We start from the raw sequence: 15,961 nt of genomic DNA, 5'->3' as shown, positions 1-15,961 counted from the left end.
CCCATCATGCCAACAATGTGGCACGAAGGGGGCATGAGGGCACCTATTCAGAGCTCAAAAGGAACTCAGGGCACCATCGTCCTTGCTGATAAGGCCCAGCGCCTTGAGAATTGTCCCCAGAATGCCATCCGTCACCTGGCCCCAGTCCTCATTCACTGCGCCTTCAACAATATCTGTAATCGCGCCGCCCATAGACACTCAACTCCTTTCGTAGGTAAAAATAACTCTAACCTAGGAGTTGTACCCCTCAAGCAGTTGACAGAAGTTGCCACAGACCCACTACATTGCCAATCATTCCGATTGCAACAAGGGAGAAGATGACGGCGGCGAGGACATCGATCACCAACATGTAGCGGGCAATCCTCTCCCCCGCCACGCCGGCAAGATACCCCAGACCACAGTAGAAGATGAGGCCGAAGCCGAGCATGAAGGCGGGCATGAAGATGGCGAAGCCGAGGCTCATGTCCGGGGTGATGAACTGGCTGAACAGCGCGCCGTAGAAGATGAGGGCCTTTGGGTTGGAGAGGTTGGTGAAAAGACCTGCGCGCAGGGCCGTCGAGGGTGAATCGAGGCCGCGTGTTGCCGGCGTTGTGTGGTTGATGCCGCACTGGGCGACCAATCCCCGGACGAGGGTGAACACCATGTACAGGAGGTAGGCGGAGCCGGCAAGCGCCAGCACGTCCATGACCACGGGATAGGTTTTCACCAGGGCGGACAGCCCCAGCAGGCTGGCGACGCCCCAGATGAGGTTGCCGATGGTCGTGCCGAGCCCGCACACCGCGCCGAGCTTTCTCGACGCGGAGCCGATGCGGATGATCTGCATCGTGTCCGGCCCGGGGAGCATGATCGCCGAGGCGGTGATGAGGATAAAAGCCTCCACCGGCTAGCCCTGGTCAGCGGGCTTGATCACCAGCCGGTCGATGTTGACGTGGGCAGGCAGGGAGGCGACCCAGCGGATAGCCTCGGCGATGTCTTCGGCGACGAGGTTCTGGTGGCCGGCGTAGACGGCGTCGGCACGCTCCTTGTCGCCCTTGAAACGGATGAGAGAGAAGTCCGTCTTCACGCGACCGGGGTTGATCTCACAGACGCGCAGCGGGCGGTCGAGCGTCTCCAAGCGGAGGACACGGGTCAGCGCGGCAACGCCGAACTTGGCGGCGTTGTAGCCCGCGCCACCCACGTAGGGGGTGATGCCGGCGATGGAGCCGACATTGACGATCTGGGCACCGTCGACAAGCTTAGGGAGCAGAGCCTTGGTGACCCGAACCGTACCGAGGACGTTAGTCTCGTACATCCATTTCCAGTCATCAATGTTGGCCTCCTCAACCGAGTCGAGGCCCTTGGCGCCGCCGGCGTTGTTGACCAGCAGGTCAAGACTGTCGATCTGTTCAACGAGGCGGGCAACCGAATCCTCATCCGTCACATCGAGGGCGATCGCCTCCCCACCGATCTCCTCGGCCACCGCCTGCAGCTTATCCTTCCGACGCGCCGCGACGATGACGTGCCAGCCGTCCTTGGCCAGCGCGCGTGCCGTGGCCGCGCCGATTCCTGATGATCCACCTGTTACGAGAGCTGTTTTCATAGATCTAGCCTAACCACGTGGTTATCGTTTGCGCGAGGGTTTTCGGCAGATTTCTGTCCGTGATCATGTGATCCACCCCGTGCAGGTCGACGGGAGTGGCGTGGGCGAGACGTGAACGCAGCGCGCGCGCCTCGGAGAAGGCGACGACCTCGTCGGTATCGGAGTGGATGGATAGGACAGGTACGCCAGGATCGGCAATCTCGCGCTGCAGGGAGGCGATCATGGCCGGGCCCACGTGTAGCTCTTTTCCGCCAATGACCTGGTGACCGGCGGCGACAAGGCCGAGGACGTGCGCGGGCTGGGAGGGGGTGCCGATGGTGACGACGGGGACGCCGGCACCGGCAAGGACGGCGAGGCCGCCGAGGGAATGGCCGATGCGGGCGGTTTCCGGCAGGCCGAGGCTGCGGAGGTACGAGCTGGCCGCAACGACGTTTGCCACGTCGAGGTCGAAGGTGTTGTCGGCGAAGTCGCCACGGGTATCGCCGAGGCCATAGAAGTCGAAGCGCAGCACCCCGTAGCCCAGCCGCACAAGCTCTTTGGCCAGGCGGTGGAGGTGGGGCGCGTTTTTCGTGCAGCCGAAGCAGTGCGCCATGAGGATCATCCCGCGCCGGTTGGCGGGAACATCGAGGATGCCGGCGATCGTGGCGGTGGAATTGGTGGGGCCTACTCCGTCGAAGGTAACCAGCTTCTTAGTCATGAATCCGATTATCCACCAATCCGCACGCCTCCATGAGCGCGAAGCATGTGGTGGGGCCGACGAAGGTGAAGCCGTGCTTCTTCAGCGCCTGGGCAAGTTCTGCCGCCTCCGGTGCAGATTCGCAGGGGGAATGAGGCGGCTGGTAGCTCCAGATGAGGTCCGGCAAGCCCTCGCCCTCCCGGAGATCGATGGTCGCCCGGGCGTTGGTGATGCACGCGCGGATCTTCTGCTTGTTCTTGATCACGCCGGGCGCGGCGAGGATGCGCTCGACATCGGCATTAGTGTAGCGGGCGACCACGTCCGGGTCGAAGCCGTCGAAGGCGTCTTGTAGGGCGGAGCGGCGGGCGAGGATGAGCGCCCAGCTCAGCCCCACCTGGAAGGCCTCGAGGCAGATGCGCTCATAAAGGCCCTGCTCGGTGCGGACGGGTCTGCCCCATTCGTTGTCGTAGTAGTCGCGCAGTTGGTCGGTGTTAGCCCACGAAGGATATGCCATACACATACTTGTACAGCAGGGGTGACACGCGGGGGTTGCGCGCTCTTTGGTTACCCGGTAAGTTACTCAGTAATCAAGGAGGAAGTTATGTCTATCCCGAACGCGCTGCTGAGTCTCCTCACGGAAGAACCACGGGCAGCGTCCCAGGTACAAAGCACGTTTCAGACGCGCACGGACAACGCGTGGCCGCTCAACATCGGGCAGGTCACGCAAACGCTCGGGCGCCTGGAGCGCGACGGGCTCATCGAATCTGCCGGCAAACAACGCCTGGAATCCGGGCGCCTCAGCATCACCTACGAGGCGACCGCAACGGGGAAGGAAGCCGCAACAACGTGGATGGAATCCCCCGTCGACAAGCCAAAAACGGAACGAGATGAGCTCACCATCAAGATTGCGCTGGCGGACCCGAACGAGATAGACACCATCATTTTTACACAGCGAGCATACGTAATGGAGGAATTACGGGCGCTGACCAGGGGACTTACTGGCGCAACGCCCGTGGAGAAATTGGTGGCCAAACGGAGAATATTCGAGTGCGAGGCGGAGCTTCGCTTCCTGGACTATGTGGAGGAAACCCATGCTTAAGCTCACAAATGTTAATAAGACGCACGAGACTGGGGCGCGGGCGGTGGTCGCGCTGCGCGACGTGTCACTGAGCGTCTCGCCGGGCGAATTCGTGGCGATTATGGGGCCTTCAGGGTCCGGGAAATCGACATTGCTGAACCTTGCGGGACTGCTCGATCGGCCGACGTCAGGGGAGGTTTTTATTGACGGGCGGGAAACCTCGCGTTTGAGTGAGACGGAGCGGGCGGCGATTCGGCGACGGGATGTGGGGTTCGTCTTCCAGAGTTACAACCTGATTCCCAGCCTGACGGTGCTCGAAAACGTGGCGCTGCCTTTGTCTTTCGACGGGAACAAGTCTGCGCGGGAGCTTGCCTCGCAGGCGCTTGTGGACGTGGGGATTGACAACCTCGCCGACACCTACCCGGGGCTTATTTCCGGTGGTGAGGCCCAGCGCGTAGCCATTGCGCGGGCGCTTGCGGGGCCACGACGGCTGCTGCTTGCCGACGAACCGACCGGCGCGCTCGACACCGCCACCGGCGACCAGGTGATGGAGCTCCTGCGGTCGCGAATTACCGGCGACGTGGCGGGGCTCCTCATCACCCACGAACCGCGGTTCGCAGCCTGGGCCGACCGAACCATCTACCTGCGCGATGGGATGATCCACGATGTCTAAACTCACGTTTACGCTGGCCTGGCGCGACCTGCGGGCGCACCCCGGGAGGTTCGTTTTAGCGTTATTCATGTTCGCCCTGCCACTGTTCATCATCATGGGCGGCGCGACGATGGCGACCAACTCCAACAGCGACTACTTCGACGTTTTCGGAATCTCTGAACCGGACAAAGACACGGTCGTCGCGCTGCAGACCGCGGATATGATCGCAAGCGGGCCGTCCGGCTTGGTCGCAACCAGACTGAACAGCATGGACCCGACGGACGAACACCCGCTGGAGCCGTTCACATCGCAGGAGGTTGCGCCGGCGCTAGTGGAAGGCTCCGCCGAACTCACGCCTGGCGGCATCCTCGTCAACAAGAACTTCGCTCGTGCTGCTGGTGTGGGCGTGGGCGATACCTTGCACGTCACCGCCCTCGACCGGGATGCGGTGGACCTGACGCTTACGGTCACCGGAATTGTCAAAGGCGCGGGTGCCGCGGTGCTGAAAGGCAGCGTGCCACCACTCACAGGCGACCAGGTGTGGTGGGAAACCCCCATTCCAGCGCAGCGCTTTCTGGTGATGGACGGCAGCACGTCCACGGACATGTTCCCGTGGATCATGCTCATGCTTGTCCTGGCTGTCGCGCTTACCGCACCTGTGTTCTGCATCGGCGTGGAACAGCTGCGACATGCCCTGGCTACCGCTGCCATTAACGGCGCATACCCCAGGCAGCTGCGAAGCATCGCTATCTGGCAGGGTCTTATCTGCTCCGCCCTTGGATGCCTCATTGGCTCCGTGTTAGCTATCGCCGTTGTCGCAATCTGGCTTTACGCTGAAGAAGGCCACGGGCTGTACGGATTCCCGCTCGACGTGATGGTTGTGTTCTCGCTTCTCGTCATCGCCTCCGGGGTGTGCTCAGCCTGGCTACAATCGCTTCGATTCGATTCCACGGAAAAGCTGCTTCACCCACAAGCGCACGACTCCCATGTGAAAATGCGCTGGTGGTGGTTTGTCGGCCCAGTGCTGTGTGTCATTGGCGCTATCGCGGGCATCTTTTACTTTTTCTCCATTGTGATCGGAGTGATCCTCAGCGGCCCACTCATGCTGTACGTGCTCACCCGTCTCCCGCTGCCATTCATCGCGCGTCTTTCTACTGCCATCACCCCGCGTTCAGGTCTTGCCGCAGGTGGAGTCGCCGGACTGATCCTGCTCAGTATCTTTGGCAATTCCATGGAGCATAACGTGGACAATATGACTTTTGAGCTGGGCGCTCCATCGGAGATCGTCCGGGTTTATCCCGACATCACGACGACGAATGACCAGTCCCTAGCTGTAGGTGCACACGAACTCATCAGCCGTGCCAATCCGGAAAAGGTCGCGGACCTCTATTCGGTGTTCTCAGCGCCCATCGACGGAGAAAACACCTGGTTCTTCTACAGGGTGGGCTCGCACTACCTTGTCGCTTCCCCAGAAGCAACAAGCATTCTCCAGTTCTCGGAGGAAGCTCAAGAGGCCATATCGTCAGGCATGGCCGTGCAATTCGGCAGCGGCACAGGTGAAACCACCCTCCACGTCCCTACACCAACGGGACCTTCGGTGGAGCTACCAGCCGTCATCCTTGAGGACAGACGATTCTTTGGAACGGTCGTCATCCCGCTAGACACCGCCCGCGAGGCGGGACTGCCCCTCGCCTACGAGGGAACCGTCGGCAGCAAGCAGGGGAATCTCACACCCAAGGAATACCGCCACTTCGTGATCAACAACTCATCGGATGATGGCCTAACGACGGAAACGATTACCGAAAGTGGATTCCCCTTCCCCCTCCTCGTGCCATTCTTGGGCTTCGCCCTCATATCCACAGTATTCATGGTGGTCCTGCTCGTTGCCCTATCGGCATCGCACACGCTCCGGGACCGCAAACTACTTGTCTCGCTTGGTGCACCGCCGCGGCTTGTCCGCCGGTTCGGCGCCTTCCAGGGTCTCATGGTTTCCACCGCAGGCGCACTGCTCGCCGCCATCGGCGGAACCGTCCTGGAGTGGAAGATGCTGGCATGGGGACATTCATGGCTCGTGGTTGTCGCCGTACCGATCATCGGCGCGGCCACCGGCTGGCTGGTGAGCAGACCTGTTAATCCAGCACTTTCGCGAAGGACGGAGGAGGTCGTACACTAGTCCATCGTGTTCAACCTCCAAGAAATCGCCGTAGGTCTCCCCATTGACCCAGCGGCGATTTCTTCTGCGTTGGAGGACAACCGTCTCCTCGTGGTGGAGGCGCCACCCGGCACGGGTAAGACGACGCTCGTCCCGCCGGCCTTGGCTAATATCCTGGCCGGAAAGGTCATCGTCACCAGCCCGCGCCGCGTCACGGCACGGGCTGCCGCCCGGCGGTTGCGGCACCTGTCGGGGGATCCGCACGCCGTCGGTCACCGCGTGAAAGGCGATTCGCAGGCCGGCCGCGACGTGGAGTTCGTCACGCCGCGCGTGCTCATCAACGCGCTGCTGCGCGACCCGGAGCTGCCCGGCATCGGTGGGGTCATCATCGATGAGGTACACGAACGGCACGTGGACACCGATGTGTTGCTGGGCATGCTGATTGAGCTCAGCCAGTTGCGCGAGGACCTGCACGTGGTGGCGATGAGTGCGACGGCGGACGCGCAGCGCTTCGCGGAACTCATGGGCGCGGGTGTGGCGAGCTACGAGGCGCCGATGTTCCCGCTGACCACGGTGTACAAGCCGCACCCGGATCGGATCCAGCTCACCGATGATTATCTGCGCCATGTGGCGAGCTTCGCCGAAGGACGGGCACTGATTTTCGTGCCGCGGATTCGGGACGTGGAGCGCCTCACAAATATGATTCCTGGGGCGCTGCCGCTGCACGGCGGGCTCAGCGCGAAGGAGCAGGATCGGGCGCTGACCCGCAGCGATGCGATTGTGGTGGCAACATCCATCGCCGAGTCGTCGTTGACGGTGCCGGGGGTGTCGCTCGTCATCGACACGGGGCTGGAAAGGCAACCCAAGCGGGATGCATTGCGCGGAGTGACGGGACTAGTCACACAAACGATCTCCCAATCGTCGGCAAGCCAAAGGGCGGGACGAGCGGTGCGTGAGGCGCCGGGGACGGTGATTCGGTGCTATCGGGAGGCGGATCTGACGCGGCCGTACCCCACGCCGGAGATTGCGTCGGCGGACCTCACCGAGGCCGTTTTGACCGCGCTGGCCTGGGGTTCCACGGATTTGCCCATGCTCGATCCGTTCCCCGAGAAGGCGTACGCGGATGCCCTAGCCACCCTCCGCTCTTTGGGGCTTGTCGACGGTTCCATCACCGAGCTGGGCCGGAAAGCTGCCACCGTTCCGACGGATCCGCGGGCCGCCGCTACCTTGCTGAAGTTGGGGTCCGGTGCCGCGAAGACGTTGGCCAAGCTTACCGACGACGACCCGCGACGCCTCGCCCGCCTCACCCACCGCTCGCAACCGGTCGACCCGGGAACTGTAGCCGCGACGATGCGGCCCGAGTGGATTGCGCGGCGGCAGGGCGACACGTACCTGACGGCGGCGGGGTTCCGGGCGCAACTGAAAGACGTGCCACTCCGTAGCACGTGGATTGTGGCGACGGATGTGACGCGGTCGCCGCGGGGGTATGTCATCCACCACGCGGAGGTGCTCGGGGATACTCCCGAGACAGAAGTCACGAGGAAGACGCAGGTTGTCGAGGGAAAGTTGCAGGCGCGCTTGGTGGAGCACGTCGGCGCGATCGTCGTCAAGGAAACGCCCGTGCAGCCGACGGCGGAGGAATTGCACCGATTTGAGGCATCGAAGCCGAAGCACATGAGCGCCCGGGCGCGCAATTTGTACGAGCGGCTGGTATTTGCGCATGAATTTGCGGACTGGCCGGAGCCTGTGCCTGGCGATTATAAAGCTTTGATGGGGCAGGTTCCGTGGGACAAGTTCGATTCCATCCCACCGGAGACATGGACGTCCCCCGCCGACAACAACCATCGGATCGACTACACCGAACACGGGCCGGAAGTCGCCTGCAAACTGCAGGAATGCTTCGGACTGACGGAAACACCGACGATCCTCGGCGTACCGATCATTTTTGAACTCCTCTCCCCCGCCGGCCGGTCGCTTGCGCGCACGGGGGACCTCGCGAGCTTCTGGGCGGGACCGTACGCCGGCGTCCGCGCCGACATGCGCGGACGTTACCCCAAGCACCCCTGGCCTGAGGATCCGCTGACCGCGACGCCGACGGCGCGGACGAAGAAGCGGCGCTAGGCGCGAACGTTCCGCCTGCGCTTGGCATCCGAGTACATCGCCACGAGGCCGATGAGAACCATGAGGATCCACGCCCACATGTCTGCGGTCAGCCCAAGGCCGACCATGCAGGCGAGGAAGATGAGCTTGGAAATGAATACCGCTCGCGAGTCATTTTGAAGATAAAGCATCCAAACAACAACGGCAAGCAGGACCGCCCACTCGACTGCGACGGAAGTGCCTCCCTCGTCGAGGAAGCCCTGGTTCTGCTCGACAAGGATGGCGATGGGGAAGCCGGCGGCCAGGATGACGGGGATGGTGGTTTTTTCACACATCTTGCGGAAGCTATCCAACATAGGGAACCTTTCGATTTTCGGGAAGATACGGTCATAGGTTACCCATTAATGGGCTGTCATACCGGTCGCCCTCCCTCTGGGGGCATTCCCCATGAGGCACGGAGGGCCTCGCGCTTTTATTTTGGGTACGCCAAATGGGGCCCGAAGGCCCTATTTGAGCTGCGGTTTCTTACCCCGGTGGGCTGGGGTCGATGGGCATGCCGAGTTGCATCCGGGCAAGCCGGACGGCACCACCCTGGGCGCACGGGTTCATGTTCAACTTCAGCGGCCCACCGAACGCAGGCTTCCAATACTCCAACCCGTTGATTCTCACCATGTGACCATGCTTCGGTTTATCCAGGTCATCATCGTTAATGCCGTTGTGGTAGTCACACAACACCATCAAGTTCTCTGATACGGTTTTCCCACCATGCTTCACCGGTTTAATGTGATGAATCTGGGATTTGGTGGCCGGTTTACTACAGCCTGGCCAGGCGCACACCGGGTTACGGGTTGATTGAATAAACCGCTCCAACGGGTCCGCATACCGAGACTCCGGCGTCATCTCAATCCGGTAGATCCCGAAGTCTCGTGGGCCGAGGGGGCTAACAAGGGCAACGAGGCGTTCCTCGGCAAGTTTCGCCCGCACGATCTCTTCACCGGAGATGGTGGCACCGTTGGTCATGGAGAAAACAAACTTCCCCCGCTCCACCTCCGTAACGTGAACATACGGCATCGTAAACGGAATCACCATCAACGGGATAGCAACAGGGGGAAGCTCCCCATCATTAGCCGCAAGCGCAAGCTTGATCAAACCATCGGCAGGACACTTCGTGTCCGTTGCTTGTGCCCGGTCAAAAATCTGCTTCACACGGGAGGACTCTGCCGTCAAGGTGAGTGTTGCGAACGTGGAATTCGGGATCGCCCGGTAGGTGAGTCTCTTTTCCGGGTTCTCCGCCCGGGTGTACTCCTGCAGGAGACGCGCACCCTCCGCGTTAATCGCGGTGATGTCCCGACCATAGGGAACAAGAGCCTCACGGATCGTCCACGCATGCTTCTTCGGAAGTTTCGCCACAAACCGTTCAATAGCCTGCAACGAGGCGAAGGAGCAGCCAGCGGTGGTGGCTTTCTCACGGGAGCGTTCCTGTTTGCGTGGTGCGCCACAGCGGCCGTAGTAGATGCCCGCAAGTTTGTGGATGGTGTGGGCGGTGGTCTTGTCGTAGCCTGCCCGGACGAGTGCTTTTTTGGACATGCCGAACGCCTCCCCGGCGATCACCATCGCCTGCGAGAGGAACACAGCACAATCCGTTAAAGCGGTCATGCCACACACAATAAAGCGCGGAAGGGCGGTTGCAAACGCAATGACCCAAACCTGTGGATAACTCAGGCCGGGCCAGAAAAGTTATCCACAGAACTCCAGGCTCTGCTCGTAGATGGTGCGGGCGATGTTGGTGTCGCGGGCGTGGCCGCGGACGAAGTGGCCGCGGACGCGGGTGACGTAGAAGGAACCGTCGAGGGTGACCTCGCCGGAAAGGAGTTCGGCAAGTCGGGAGCCACCGAGGTCGGGAGTGGCCAGGACCTTCTTGGCAAGCGGGAGGGCGTAGAGGTCCCTCACCTGGTTGTCGGTGGCGAGGCCGAAGTTGGAGCTGATCACGCCGGGGTGGAAGCTGGCGGCACGCAAGCCCCGGCGGGCGGATTCGCGGGCGATGAGGGCGCAGCCACGCTTGCACTGGGCGTAGACGTCAAAGTCTTTGGTGCCGGTGCGGTCGCCGTGGACCTCTTCGGGGACGATGGCGGGGCCGCCGTACTGGGCGATGGAGCTCGTCCAGATGACGGGGCCTTGGGGTGCGAGGGCTTCCTGCAGGAGGAGGTTGGCAAGCACGTTGGTCTGCCAGGCGGGGTCGAAGCCGTCGTCGGTAAGGCCGCCGGCGGGGAGGATGCCGCCGGCGTTGCAGGCCATGGCGTCGATGCCGGAAAGCTCAGAAGCCAACGAGCGGACGGCACCAAGATCGGTGAAATCGCAGCTGTAGTAGTTCGGGTCGTCGATCTCCCTGCGGCCGATGCCTATGATCTCGTGGCCTTGCGCGCGCAGCTTTTCTGCGGCGGACTTTCCAATTCCTGAGCTTGCTCCGGTGATGAGGATACGCATTAGTTGTTCTCGATCATTTCTTCGCGAAGGATGTTCATCGGGATGGAGCCGAAAGCGAGCGCGCGGGAGTGGAACTCCTTGGGACTCATGCCGTCGGCGGTGATGTCGTGGCGCAGTTCCCGCCAGGCGCGCTGCCCGAGGGCGTAGGAGGGGGCCTGGCCGGGCCAGCCGAGGTAGCGGTTCAGCTCAAAGCGGACATTGGCATCGGCCATGGCCGTGTTGTCCTGCAGGAAGGAGCGGGCGTAGGAGGCATCCCACGTGTTGCCTTCGGGGGTCTTGAAGCCGAGGTGGACGCCGATGTCGAGGACGACGCGGGCGGCGCGGAGGCGCTGGGAGTCGAGGTAGCCCATGACGTAGCCCGGGTCGTCGAGGTAGCCGAGCTCTTCCATGAGGGATTCGCCGTAGAGGGCCCAGCCTTCGCCGTGGCCGGAGTTCCAGCAGGCGAGGCGTCGCCACGCGTTGAGGTTTTCGTTGGCGATCTGGGTGCCGAGCTGCATGTGGTGGCCGGGAACGCCCTCGTGGAAGACGGTCGTCTTCTCCTGCCACGTGTGGAACGTCTCCTGCCCCTCTGGCACCGCCCACCACATGCGTCCCGGCCGGGAGAAGTCGTCGGTGGGTGCGGTGTAGTAGATGCCGCCGGTGCCCGACGGGTCGATGAGGCACTGGATCCTCGCCATTTCCTCGGGGATGTCGAACTCGACATCCCTGAGCTGGGCGATGGCCTGGTTCGCCGTCTTCTGCATCCACTTTTTCAGCTCGCCGGTGCCGTGCAGCTGGTAGCGCGGGTCTTCCTCGAGGTTCTCTAGCGCCCTTTCGACGCTCGTCCCCTCACCGTAGAGCTCTTCGGCCACCTTCTTTTGCTTTTCGACGATCTCCTGCAGCGCGTCGATTCCCCAGTTGTAGGCTTCCTCGAAGTCGATGTCGAAGCCGACGAAGAGCTTAGAGAAGCGTTCGTAGCGCTCCAGCCCGCAGGCATCCTCCTGTGGCGCGTGCGGGGCGAGGGTGTCCGTCAGCCACTCGCGCATGGAGCCGAATGCGGCCTTGGCGGCCTCGATTTCGGCTTCGGGGGCAAGGCAGGTTTCCAAGAGCGAGCCGGGCTCGGCAAGCTCGTCGCACTGCTTTTTCACTTCCTCGATCTGGCGGATCGGGGCGACACGCCCCTGGACCGCGGCCTCGGACAGGGAACGCTGGTAGCCCTGGAGGGCGGCCGGCACCTTGGACAGGCGGGAGCGCATGGCATCCTCGTCGGCAGGCATGTTCTGGAAGGACATGCGGATTTCCTGCACCGGGGAGTCGATGTTGTTCAGGTTGCCGAGGTCCTCGTACTCGTGGTGCAGGTCCAGTTCCAGGCGCAGCCGGTCGCGGAGGACGGCGGCGGTGACGCGGTCGACATCGTCGAAAACGTCGGCATCGTCCTCGGTGTCCGTCTCATCCTCGAAGGCGTCGACATCGGCGAGCAGCTCGCGGGCGCGATCGGCAACGGCGGAGTAGTACTCGGGGCTGAAATCCTGTAGGTCGCCCTCCATGCCGGGAATACCCCAGTCGGTGGCAGCCGTAGGCATGAGCTCCGCCAGACTATAGATATAGTCGTCGCAGCTGCTATCTAGAAGTGACTGTTCACGAGACTCGGTCATAAAAGCTAAGTGTACCTATCGCCATTTCTCCCCGGGTGCGCGCCACGACTCCAGCTTCTCCACCAGCTCGGCGACGGTTTCCACGACGATGAGCGCGTCGACGTATTTCTTCTGGGTAAAGCCCTCCGAGATCGTGTTCTCCAGCAGGGTGACCAGCGGGTTCCAATACCCTTCGACGTTAAAGAGGATGACGGGTTTTTGATGGGAGCCAATTTGTTGGTTCGTCAAAGCGTCGAAAAGCTCAGAAAGCGTACCGACACCGCCCGGCAGTGCCAAAAAGCCGTCGGCAAGCTCCTCCATCCGAGCAATGCGCTCGGGGATCGAATCGACGATGTCCAGCTGCGGGAGCCCCTCGTACGCCTGCTCGCGATCGGCGAGGTCACGGGCCATGACCCCGTGGACGTCCCCACCGTGGGCGAGCGCACCCGAAGCCATCTCCCCCATCAGCCCTGCCGAACCGCCGCCGTAGACCACCTTGATCCCCCGATCTGCGAGCTGTTCGCCCAGCTCACGGGCGACATCCTGGTAGAAGGTGCGGGAGCCCGGCGCCGACCCACAATAAACCGCAAGACTGCGCAACGGCGGGCGCAGATGCAGCATCATCGCATCGCCCGCGACGGACTCGAAACCCTGCCGCGCGAACGAGCGGCGCGCCGGATTATCCTCATCCATCTCCAGCATCAGCCCTGGCCAGCCGACCTTCTTGCCGTACTCCGTGAGGTGCTCCAGAATGGCCAGACCAATGCCGTGGCCGCGGAACTCCGGCAGCACCGCGTGGCGAAGAACCGGGGTGGAACCGCGAGTAAAGGACGCCCACGCAGCCGCCGCGACCTTCTCGCCCACCTTCGCCACCACACCGTGATCACCACGAGCGGGAATAAAACTGACAAAATCGCTGGCGATAACCTTGTCCTCGTCCAGCTCAGCAACCTTCTCACGCAGCGCCGTATCCGCCGCGGTCATCTCGCAGAAATCGATATGCATAGCTACTAGAGTAGTGGTCATGGGCAACATTGTGTTCTTTACCGGCGCCGGAATGAGCGCCGACTCGGGGCTCACCACCTACCGCGACAAGGAAACAGGCCTGTGGGAAAACGTCGACCCGACCGCGCTCGCCTCCATCGACGCGTGGGCGAAGGACCCGGAACCCATGTTCGCCTGGTACACGTGGCGGTCGCTGGTATCTAATTCTGTGGAGCCGAACGCCGGGCACGTTTCCATCGGCGAAGCCGGGTACCCCGTCATCACGCAAAACATTGATAACCTGCACGAACGTGGCAGCTCGGCGGAGGTTGTGCACCTGCACGGCTCGCTGTTCAAGTGGAAGTGCACGATTTGTGGAAGGCCTTATTCTTATACGCTGCCGGAGTGGTCGGAGCCTGTTGAGCGGCTGACGCCGCCGACGTGCCCCTTGTGCGGGAACTTTATCCGGCCGGAGGTCACGTGGTTCGGGGAGGCGCTGCCGGAAAAGGCCTGGAACCGGGCGGTTGAGCTGTTGCAGGCGTGCGACACTCTCGTCATTGTGGGCACCTCCGGCACCGTGCAGCCCGCCGCGAGCCTCCCGCTCGTCGCGCTGGAAAACGGCGCGCGGCTGTACGAGATCTCGCCGCAGACGACGTCTTTGACTCCGCTCGTGCACGAGTTCATCGAGGACACGGCGGCGTCCGGCGTGCCGGAGTTACTGGAGAGGCTGTAGGTTACTCCGTCGCCTTCTTGTGCTCAGCGGCGACGCGGGCGTAGCGCTCGGCGTGCTCGATGAAGGACCGGTCGATGGTTTTCTTCACCTTGCCGGGAACACCCGCGACGAGGGAATGCTCGGGGACTTCGGCGCCTTCCAGCACCACAGCACCGGCGGCGATGAGTGTGCCGGTGCCCACGTGGGAGCGGGACAGGACGGCCGACTGCATGCCGATGAGACAATTATCTTCGATCGTCGTGCCGTGGACGAGCGCCTGGTGGCCGACGGTGACGTGGTGGCCGAGGGTGCACGGGGCATCGGCGTCGACGTGGAGGACGGCGTTGTCCTGGATGTTGGTGTAATCGCCGACGGTGATGGTGTTGATGTCGCCACGGAGCACCGCGCCGTAGAACACGGAGGCGTGGGCGCCGATGGTGACATCGCCGATAATCGTCGCGTTGGGGGCGATGAAGGCGGTCTCGTGAATGGTTGGGGTCTTCCCGTTGAAGGGGATAATCATCTAAACGGCACCTCTCCTATAGTCTTGCGGAGTTTTCTGGTTCTTAGCTTTTCGACGTTCGCAGCCAGGGCTTCCATCGCCCTCACCGCGCACATCACGTGGGCTTCCTTAGAGGAAGAGTAAAAGGCCTGGGCGCCCGCGGGCAGCTTGGGCACAGCGTGCAGCGGCAGATCGGACACGGACAGCAGCGTGCCGTAGGGGACGCGGTAGCGGTAGCCGTTGGCGGCCAGCGCGCAGGATTCCATGTCCACAGCGACGGCGGTGGAGCCACGCAGCGTCTCCCACATCGTGTGCGGGGTGTGCCACTCCCAGTTGCGGTCACCGGTAGAAAGCACCGTGCCCGTGCGCATGAGCTGAGATTTTTCCTCGCCGTAGACATCGCCGACGGCCTTTTCCAGGGCGCGCTGCACCTCGGGGACGGCGGGGATGGGGATGTCGGAGGAGATGCGGTCGTCGAGAATGAAATCGCGACGCTGGTAGGCGTTGCCGAGGATGAGGTCGCCGATGCGCATGCGGCCATCAAGACCTGCACAGTGGCCGATCATGACCCACACCTCGGGGCGCAGGACGGCGAGGCTGTCCGTGATGGTCTTGGCGTTGGACGGCCCCACACCGATGTTGATCATCGTGATGCCGTCGCCGGCCTCGGTAACGAGATCATAGCGCGGGAACTGGTGCGTACCCGTCGGCGTATTCAGCCCGGTGTAACGCGTCCCTGGGCGGGTCAGTTCCTCGCGGGCCCAGCGCTCGAACTCCTTGGTGTGCATGGCGTAGTTGGTGAACAGGATGAACTTCTGCACTCCTTCGCAGCCGATGCCGGTGTAGTGCTCTATCCGCTTACAGGCGATGTCGAAACGCTGGGGCGTGAAGTGGAAGAGAGGCTTGACCTCTCCGTGGAACGCGTCCCACCGGCCGTCGATAATGCCATCATCAACATCATCCAAAGTCGGGGTCGGAAATCCCGTCAGCTCGGCCCCCTCGAGACCGTCGATATAAGCCGGCGGAATGACGATATCCGAGTAGTCGGCGCGCACGTCACAAGAATAATTTTTTGTGAGTCTGGCCAACATCTCGCGGAGATAGCCCGCAATCAGGCCCGGACGGGAAAATACGGAGGAATAAACCCCGGCCTCCTCCACGTAACCAAACGGCTCCGTCCGATCAATCGGCTGCCACGTATCGACGGTCACCGTCAAACGCGGGTAGCGAACGCCACTATACGCGGAGCGATCACCAGCCTTAACGGCAGCATGCGCACGGTCAACGGACTCCTCGTACATCTTGATGAGCTGATCAACCACATCCATACGAGCCAGCGTACCGCGTTCCCCCAAAATGAGGGTGGCAATCAACGGGACCTGTTGCATCCTATAAGTCCGGTGGCAGAATACATTATACAAACTGCCGA

General features: G+C 62.3%; 17 protein-coding genes. 5 read left to right on the top strand and 12 right to left on the bottom strand.

Annotated features, from left to right (window positions below; translation table 11 throughout):
* Window positions 1-54: 54 nt before the first annotated feature.
* From CGLUCO_RS01025 to CGLUCO_RS01005, 5 genes are read right to left on the bottom strand one after another with little or no spacing between them, the layout of a single operon-like run.
* Window positions 55-192, bottom strand: coding sequence for a beta-class phenol-soluble modulin (locus CGLUCO_RS01025; RefSeq protein ID WP_005392796.1), 138 nt, complete (start codon window positions 190-192; stop codon window positions 55-57).
* 55 nt (window positions 193-247) lie between these two features.
* Window positions 248-880, bottom strand: coding sequence for a LysE family translocator (locus CGLUCO_RS01020; protein WP_084035991.1), 633 nt, complete (start codon window positions 878-880; stop codon window positions 248-250).
* A gap of 3 nt (window positions 881-883) precedes the next feature.
* Window positions 884-1,579, bottom strand: a complete 696-nt coding sequence (locus CGLUCO_RS01015) for an SDR family NAD(P)-dependent oxidoreductase (RefSeq protein ID WP_005392798.1) — start codon at window positions 1,577-1,579, stop codon at window positions 884-886.
* Window positions 1,580-1,583: 4 nt separating this feature from the next.
* Complete coding sequence (locus tag CGLUCO_RS01010) at window positions 1,584-2,276, bottom strand: alpha/beta hydrolase family protein (RefSeq protein WP_084035990.1); 693 nt, start codon at window positions 2,274-2,276, stop codon at window positions 1,584-1,586.
* Window positions 2,269-2,769 (bottom strand): DNA-3-methyladenine glycosylase I, encoded by a 501-nt coding sequence (locus tag CGLUCO_RS01005; protein WP_084035989.1) that lies wholly within the window; start codon window positions 2,767-2,769, stop codon window positions 2,269-2,271. Before CGLUCO_RS01005 ends, CGLUCO_RS01010 begins: the two co-directional genes overlap by 8 nt.
* 87 nt (window positions 2,770-2,856) lie before the next feature.
* Here CGLUCO_RS01005 and CGLUCO_RS01000 point away from each other — a divergent pair, with 87 nt between their 5' ends.
* Genes CGLUCO_RS01000 through CGLUCO_RS00985 form a run of 4 tightly spaced genes read left to right on the top strand, consistent with a single transcriptional unit; the run spans window position 2,857 to window position 8,258 of the window.
* Entirely contained in the window at window positions 2,857-3,354 is a 498-nt protein-coding gene (locus CGLUCO_RS01000; RefSeq protein WP_084035988.1) for a PadR family transcriptional regulator, read from the top strand.
* Window positions 3,347-4,006 carry an ABC transporter ATP-binding protein gene (locus CGLUCO_RS00995; RefSeq protein ID WP_005392804.1) on the top strand — a complete coding sequence of 220 codons (660 nt, stop codon included), beginning with the start codon at window positions 3,347-3,349 and terminating at the stop codon, window positions 4,004-4,006. The genes CGLUCO_RS01000 and CGLUCO_RS00995 overlap by 8 nt, the downstream gene beginning before the upstream one ends.
* On the top strand, window positions 3,999-6,158 hold the full coding sequence (locus CGLUCO_RS00990; protein ID WP_084035987.1) for an FtsX-like permease family protein: 2,160 nt from the start codon (window positions 3,999-4,001) through the stop codon (window positions 6,156-6,158). The genes CGLUCO_RS00995 and CGLUCO_RS00990 overlap by 8 nt, the downstream gene beginning before the upstream one ends.
* A 6-nt stretch (window positions 6,159-6,164) precedes the next feature.
* Entirely contained in the window at window positions 6,165-8,258 is a 2,094-nt protein-coding gene (locus tag CGLUCO_RS00985; RefSeq protein ID WP_084035986.1) for an ATP-dependent helicase C-terminal domain-containing protein, read from the top strand.
* Here the strand turns inward: CGLUCO_RS00985 and CGLUCO_RS00980 are convergent.
* The 5 genes from CGLUCO_RS00980 to CGLUCO_RS00960 all read right to left on the bottom strand — a co-directional run bounded on the left by CGLUCO_RS00980 (window position 8,255) and on the right by CGLUCO_RS00960 (window position 13,360).
* Window positions 8,255-8,593: a hypothetical protein gene (locus tag CGLUCO_RS00980; RefSeq protein ID WP_005392816.1), complete on the bottom strand. Its 339-nt coding sequence runs from the start codon at window positions 8,591-8,593 to the stop codon at window positions 8,255-8,257. The genes CGLUCO_RS00985 and CGLUCO_RS00980 overlap by 4 nt on opposite strands.
* Window positions 8,594-8,762: 169 nt before the next feature.
* The gene (locus CGLUCO_RS00975) at window positions 8,763-9,893 is read right to left on the bottom strand and encodes an HNH endonuclease signature motif containing protein (RefSeq protein WP_084035985.1); all 1,131 of its coding nucleotides are present in this window, start codon (window positions 9,891-9,893) and stop codon (window positions 8,763-8,765) included.
* A gap of 81 nt (window positions 9,894-9,974) precedes the next feature.
* The gene (locus CGLUCO_RS00970; RefSeq protein ID WP_084035984.1) at window positions 9,975-10,721 is read right to left on the bottom strand and encodes an SDR family NAD(P)-dependent oxidoreductase; all 747 of its coding nucleotides are present in this window, start codon (window positions 10,719-10,721) and stop codon (window positions 9,975-9,977) included.
* Window positions 10,721-12,355, bottom strand: coding sequence for a DUF885 domain-containing protein (locus tag CGLUCO_RS00965; protein WP_084035983.1), 1,635 nt, complete (start codon window positions 12,353-12,355; stop codon window positions 10,721-10,723). The genes CGLUCO_RS00970 and CGLUCO_RS00965 overlap by 1 nt, the downstream gene beginning before the upstream one ends.
* 15 nt (window positions 12,356-12,370) lie before the next feature.
* Window positions 12,371-13,360, bottom strand: a complete 990-nt coding sequence (locus CGLUCO_RS00960; protein ID WP_005392826.1) for a TIGR00730 family Rossman fold protein — start codon at window positions 13,358-13,360, stop codon at window positions 12,371-12,373.
* Here CGLUCO_RS00960 and CGLUCO_RS00955 point away from each other — a divergent pair.
* Entirely contained in the window at window positions 13,359-14,051 is a 693-nt protein-coding gene (locus CGLUCO_RS00955) for an NAD-dependent deacylase (RefSeq protein ID WP_084035982.1), read from the top strand. The two genes, CGLUCO_RS00960 and CGLUCO_RS00955, sit on opposite strands and share 2 nt — an antisense overlap.
* Before the next feature lies 1 nt (window position 14,052).
* Here CGLUCO_RS00955 and CGLUCO_RS00950 read toward each other — a convergent pair whose 3' ends face one another.
* Together CGLUCO_RS00950 and amn are read right to left on the bottom strand one after the other, a co-directional pair.
* Entirely contained in the window at window positions 14,053-14,553 is a 501-nt protein-coding gene (locus CGLUCO_RS00950; protein WP_070742112.1) for a gamma carbonic anhydrase family protein, read from the bottom strand.
* Window positions 14,550-15,860 (bottom strand): AMP nucleosidase, encoded by a 1,311-nt coding sequence (gene amn, locus CGLUCO_RS00945; RefSeq protein WP_040429047.1) that lies wholly within the window; start codon window positions 15,858-15,860, stop codon window positions 14,550-14,552. Before amn ends, CGLUCO_RS00950 begins: the two co-directional genes overlap by 4 nt.
* Window positions 15,861-15,961: the final 101 nt, after the last annotated feature.

It is taken from the genome of Corynebacterium glucuronolyticum DSM 44120, from assembly GCF_030440595.1.
Taxonomy (GTDB): domain Bacteria; phylum Actinomycetota; class Actinomycetes; order Mycobacteriales; family Mycobacteriaceae; genus Corynebacterium; species Corynebacterium glucuronolyticum.
This window is presented reverse-complemented; position numbering and strand designations above follow the sequence as displayed.

Coding starts and splice junctions, on each gene's coding strand:
- CGLUCO_RS00955 (WP_084035982.1), top strand. CDS start 13,359: ATGGGCAACATTGTGTTCTTTACCGGCGCCGGAATGAGCGCCGACTCG.
- CGLUCO_RS00995 (WP_005392804.1), top strand. CDS start 3,347: ATGCTTAAGCTCACAAATGTTAATAAGACGCACGAGACTGGGGCGCGG.
- CGLUCO_RS00980 (WP_005392816.1), bottom strand. CDS start 8,593: ATGTTGGATAGCTTCCGCAAGATGTGTGAAAAAACCACCATCCCCGTC.
- CGLUCO_RS00960 (WP_005392826.1), bottom strand. CDS start 13,360: ATGACCACTACTCTAGTAGCTATGCATATCGATTTCTGCGAGATGACC.
- CGLUCO_RS00965 (WP_084035983.1), bottom strand. CDS start 12,355: ATGACCGAGTCTCGTGAACAGTCACTTCTAGATAGCAGCTGCGACGAC.
- CGLUCO_RS01015 (WP_005392798.1), bottom strand. CDS start 1,579: ATGAAAACAGCTCTCGTAACAGGTGGATCATCAGGAATCGGCGCGGCC.
- CGLUCO_RS01000 (WP_084035988.1), top strand. CDS start 2,857: ATGTCTATCCCGAACGCGCTGCTGAGTCTCCTCACGGAAGAACCACGG.
- CGLUCO_RS00990 (WP_084035987.1), top strand. CDS start 3,999: ATGTCTAAACTCACGTTTACGCTGGCCTGGCGCGACCTGCGGGCGCAC.
- CGLUCO_RS01025 (WP_005392796.1), bottom strand. CDS start 192: ATGGGCGGCGCGATTACAGATATTGTTGAAGGCGCAGTGAATGAGGAC.
- amn (WP_040429047.1), bottom strand. CDS start 15,860: ATGGATGTGGTTGATCAGCTCATCAAGATGTACGAGGAGTCCGTTGAC.
- CGLUCO_RS01005 (WP_084035989.1), bottom strand. CDS start 2,769: ATGGCATATCCTTCGTGGGCTAACACCGACCAACTGCGCGACTACTAC.
- CGLUCO_RS00975 (WP_084035985.1), bottom strand. CDS start 9,893: ATGACCGCTTTAACGGATTGTGCTGTGTTCCTCTCGCAGGCGATGGTG.
- CGLUCO_RS01010 (WP_084035990.1), bottom strand. CDS start 2,276: ATGACTAAGAAGCTGGTTACCTTCGACGGAGTAGGCCCCACCAATTCC.
- CGLUCO_RS00950 (WP_070742112.1), bottom strand. CDS start 14,553: ATGATTATCCCCTTCAACGGGAAGACCCCAACCATTCACGAGACCGCC.
- CGLUCO_RS00970 (WP_084035984.1), bottom strand. CDS start 10,721: ATGCGTATCCTCATCACCGGAGCAAGCTCAGGAATTGGAAAGTCCGCC.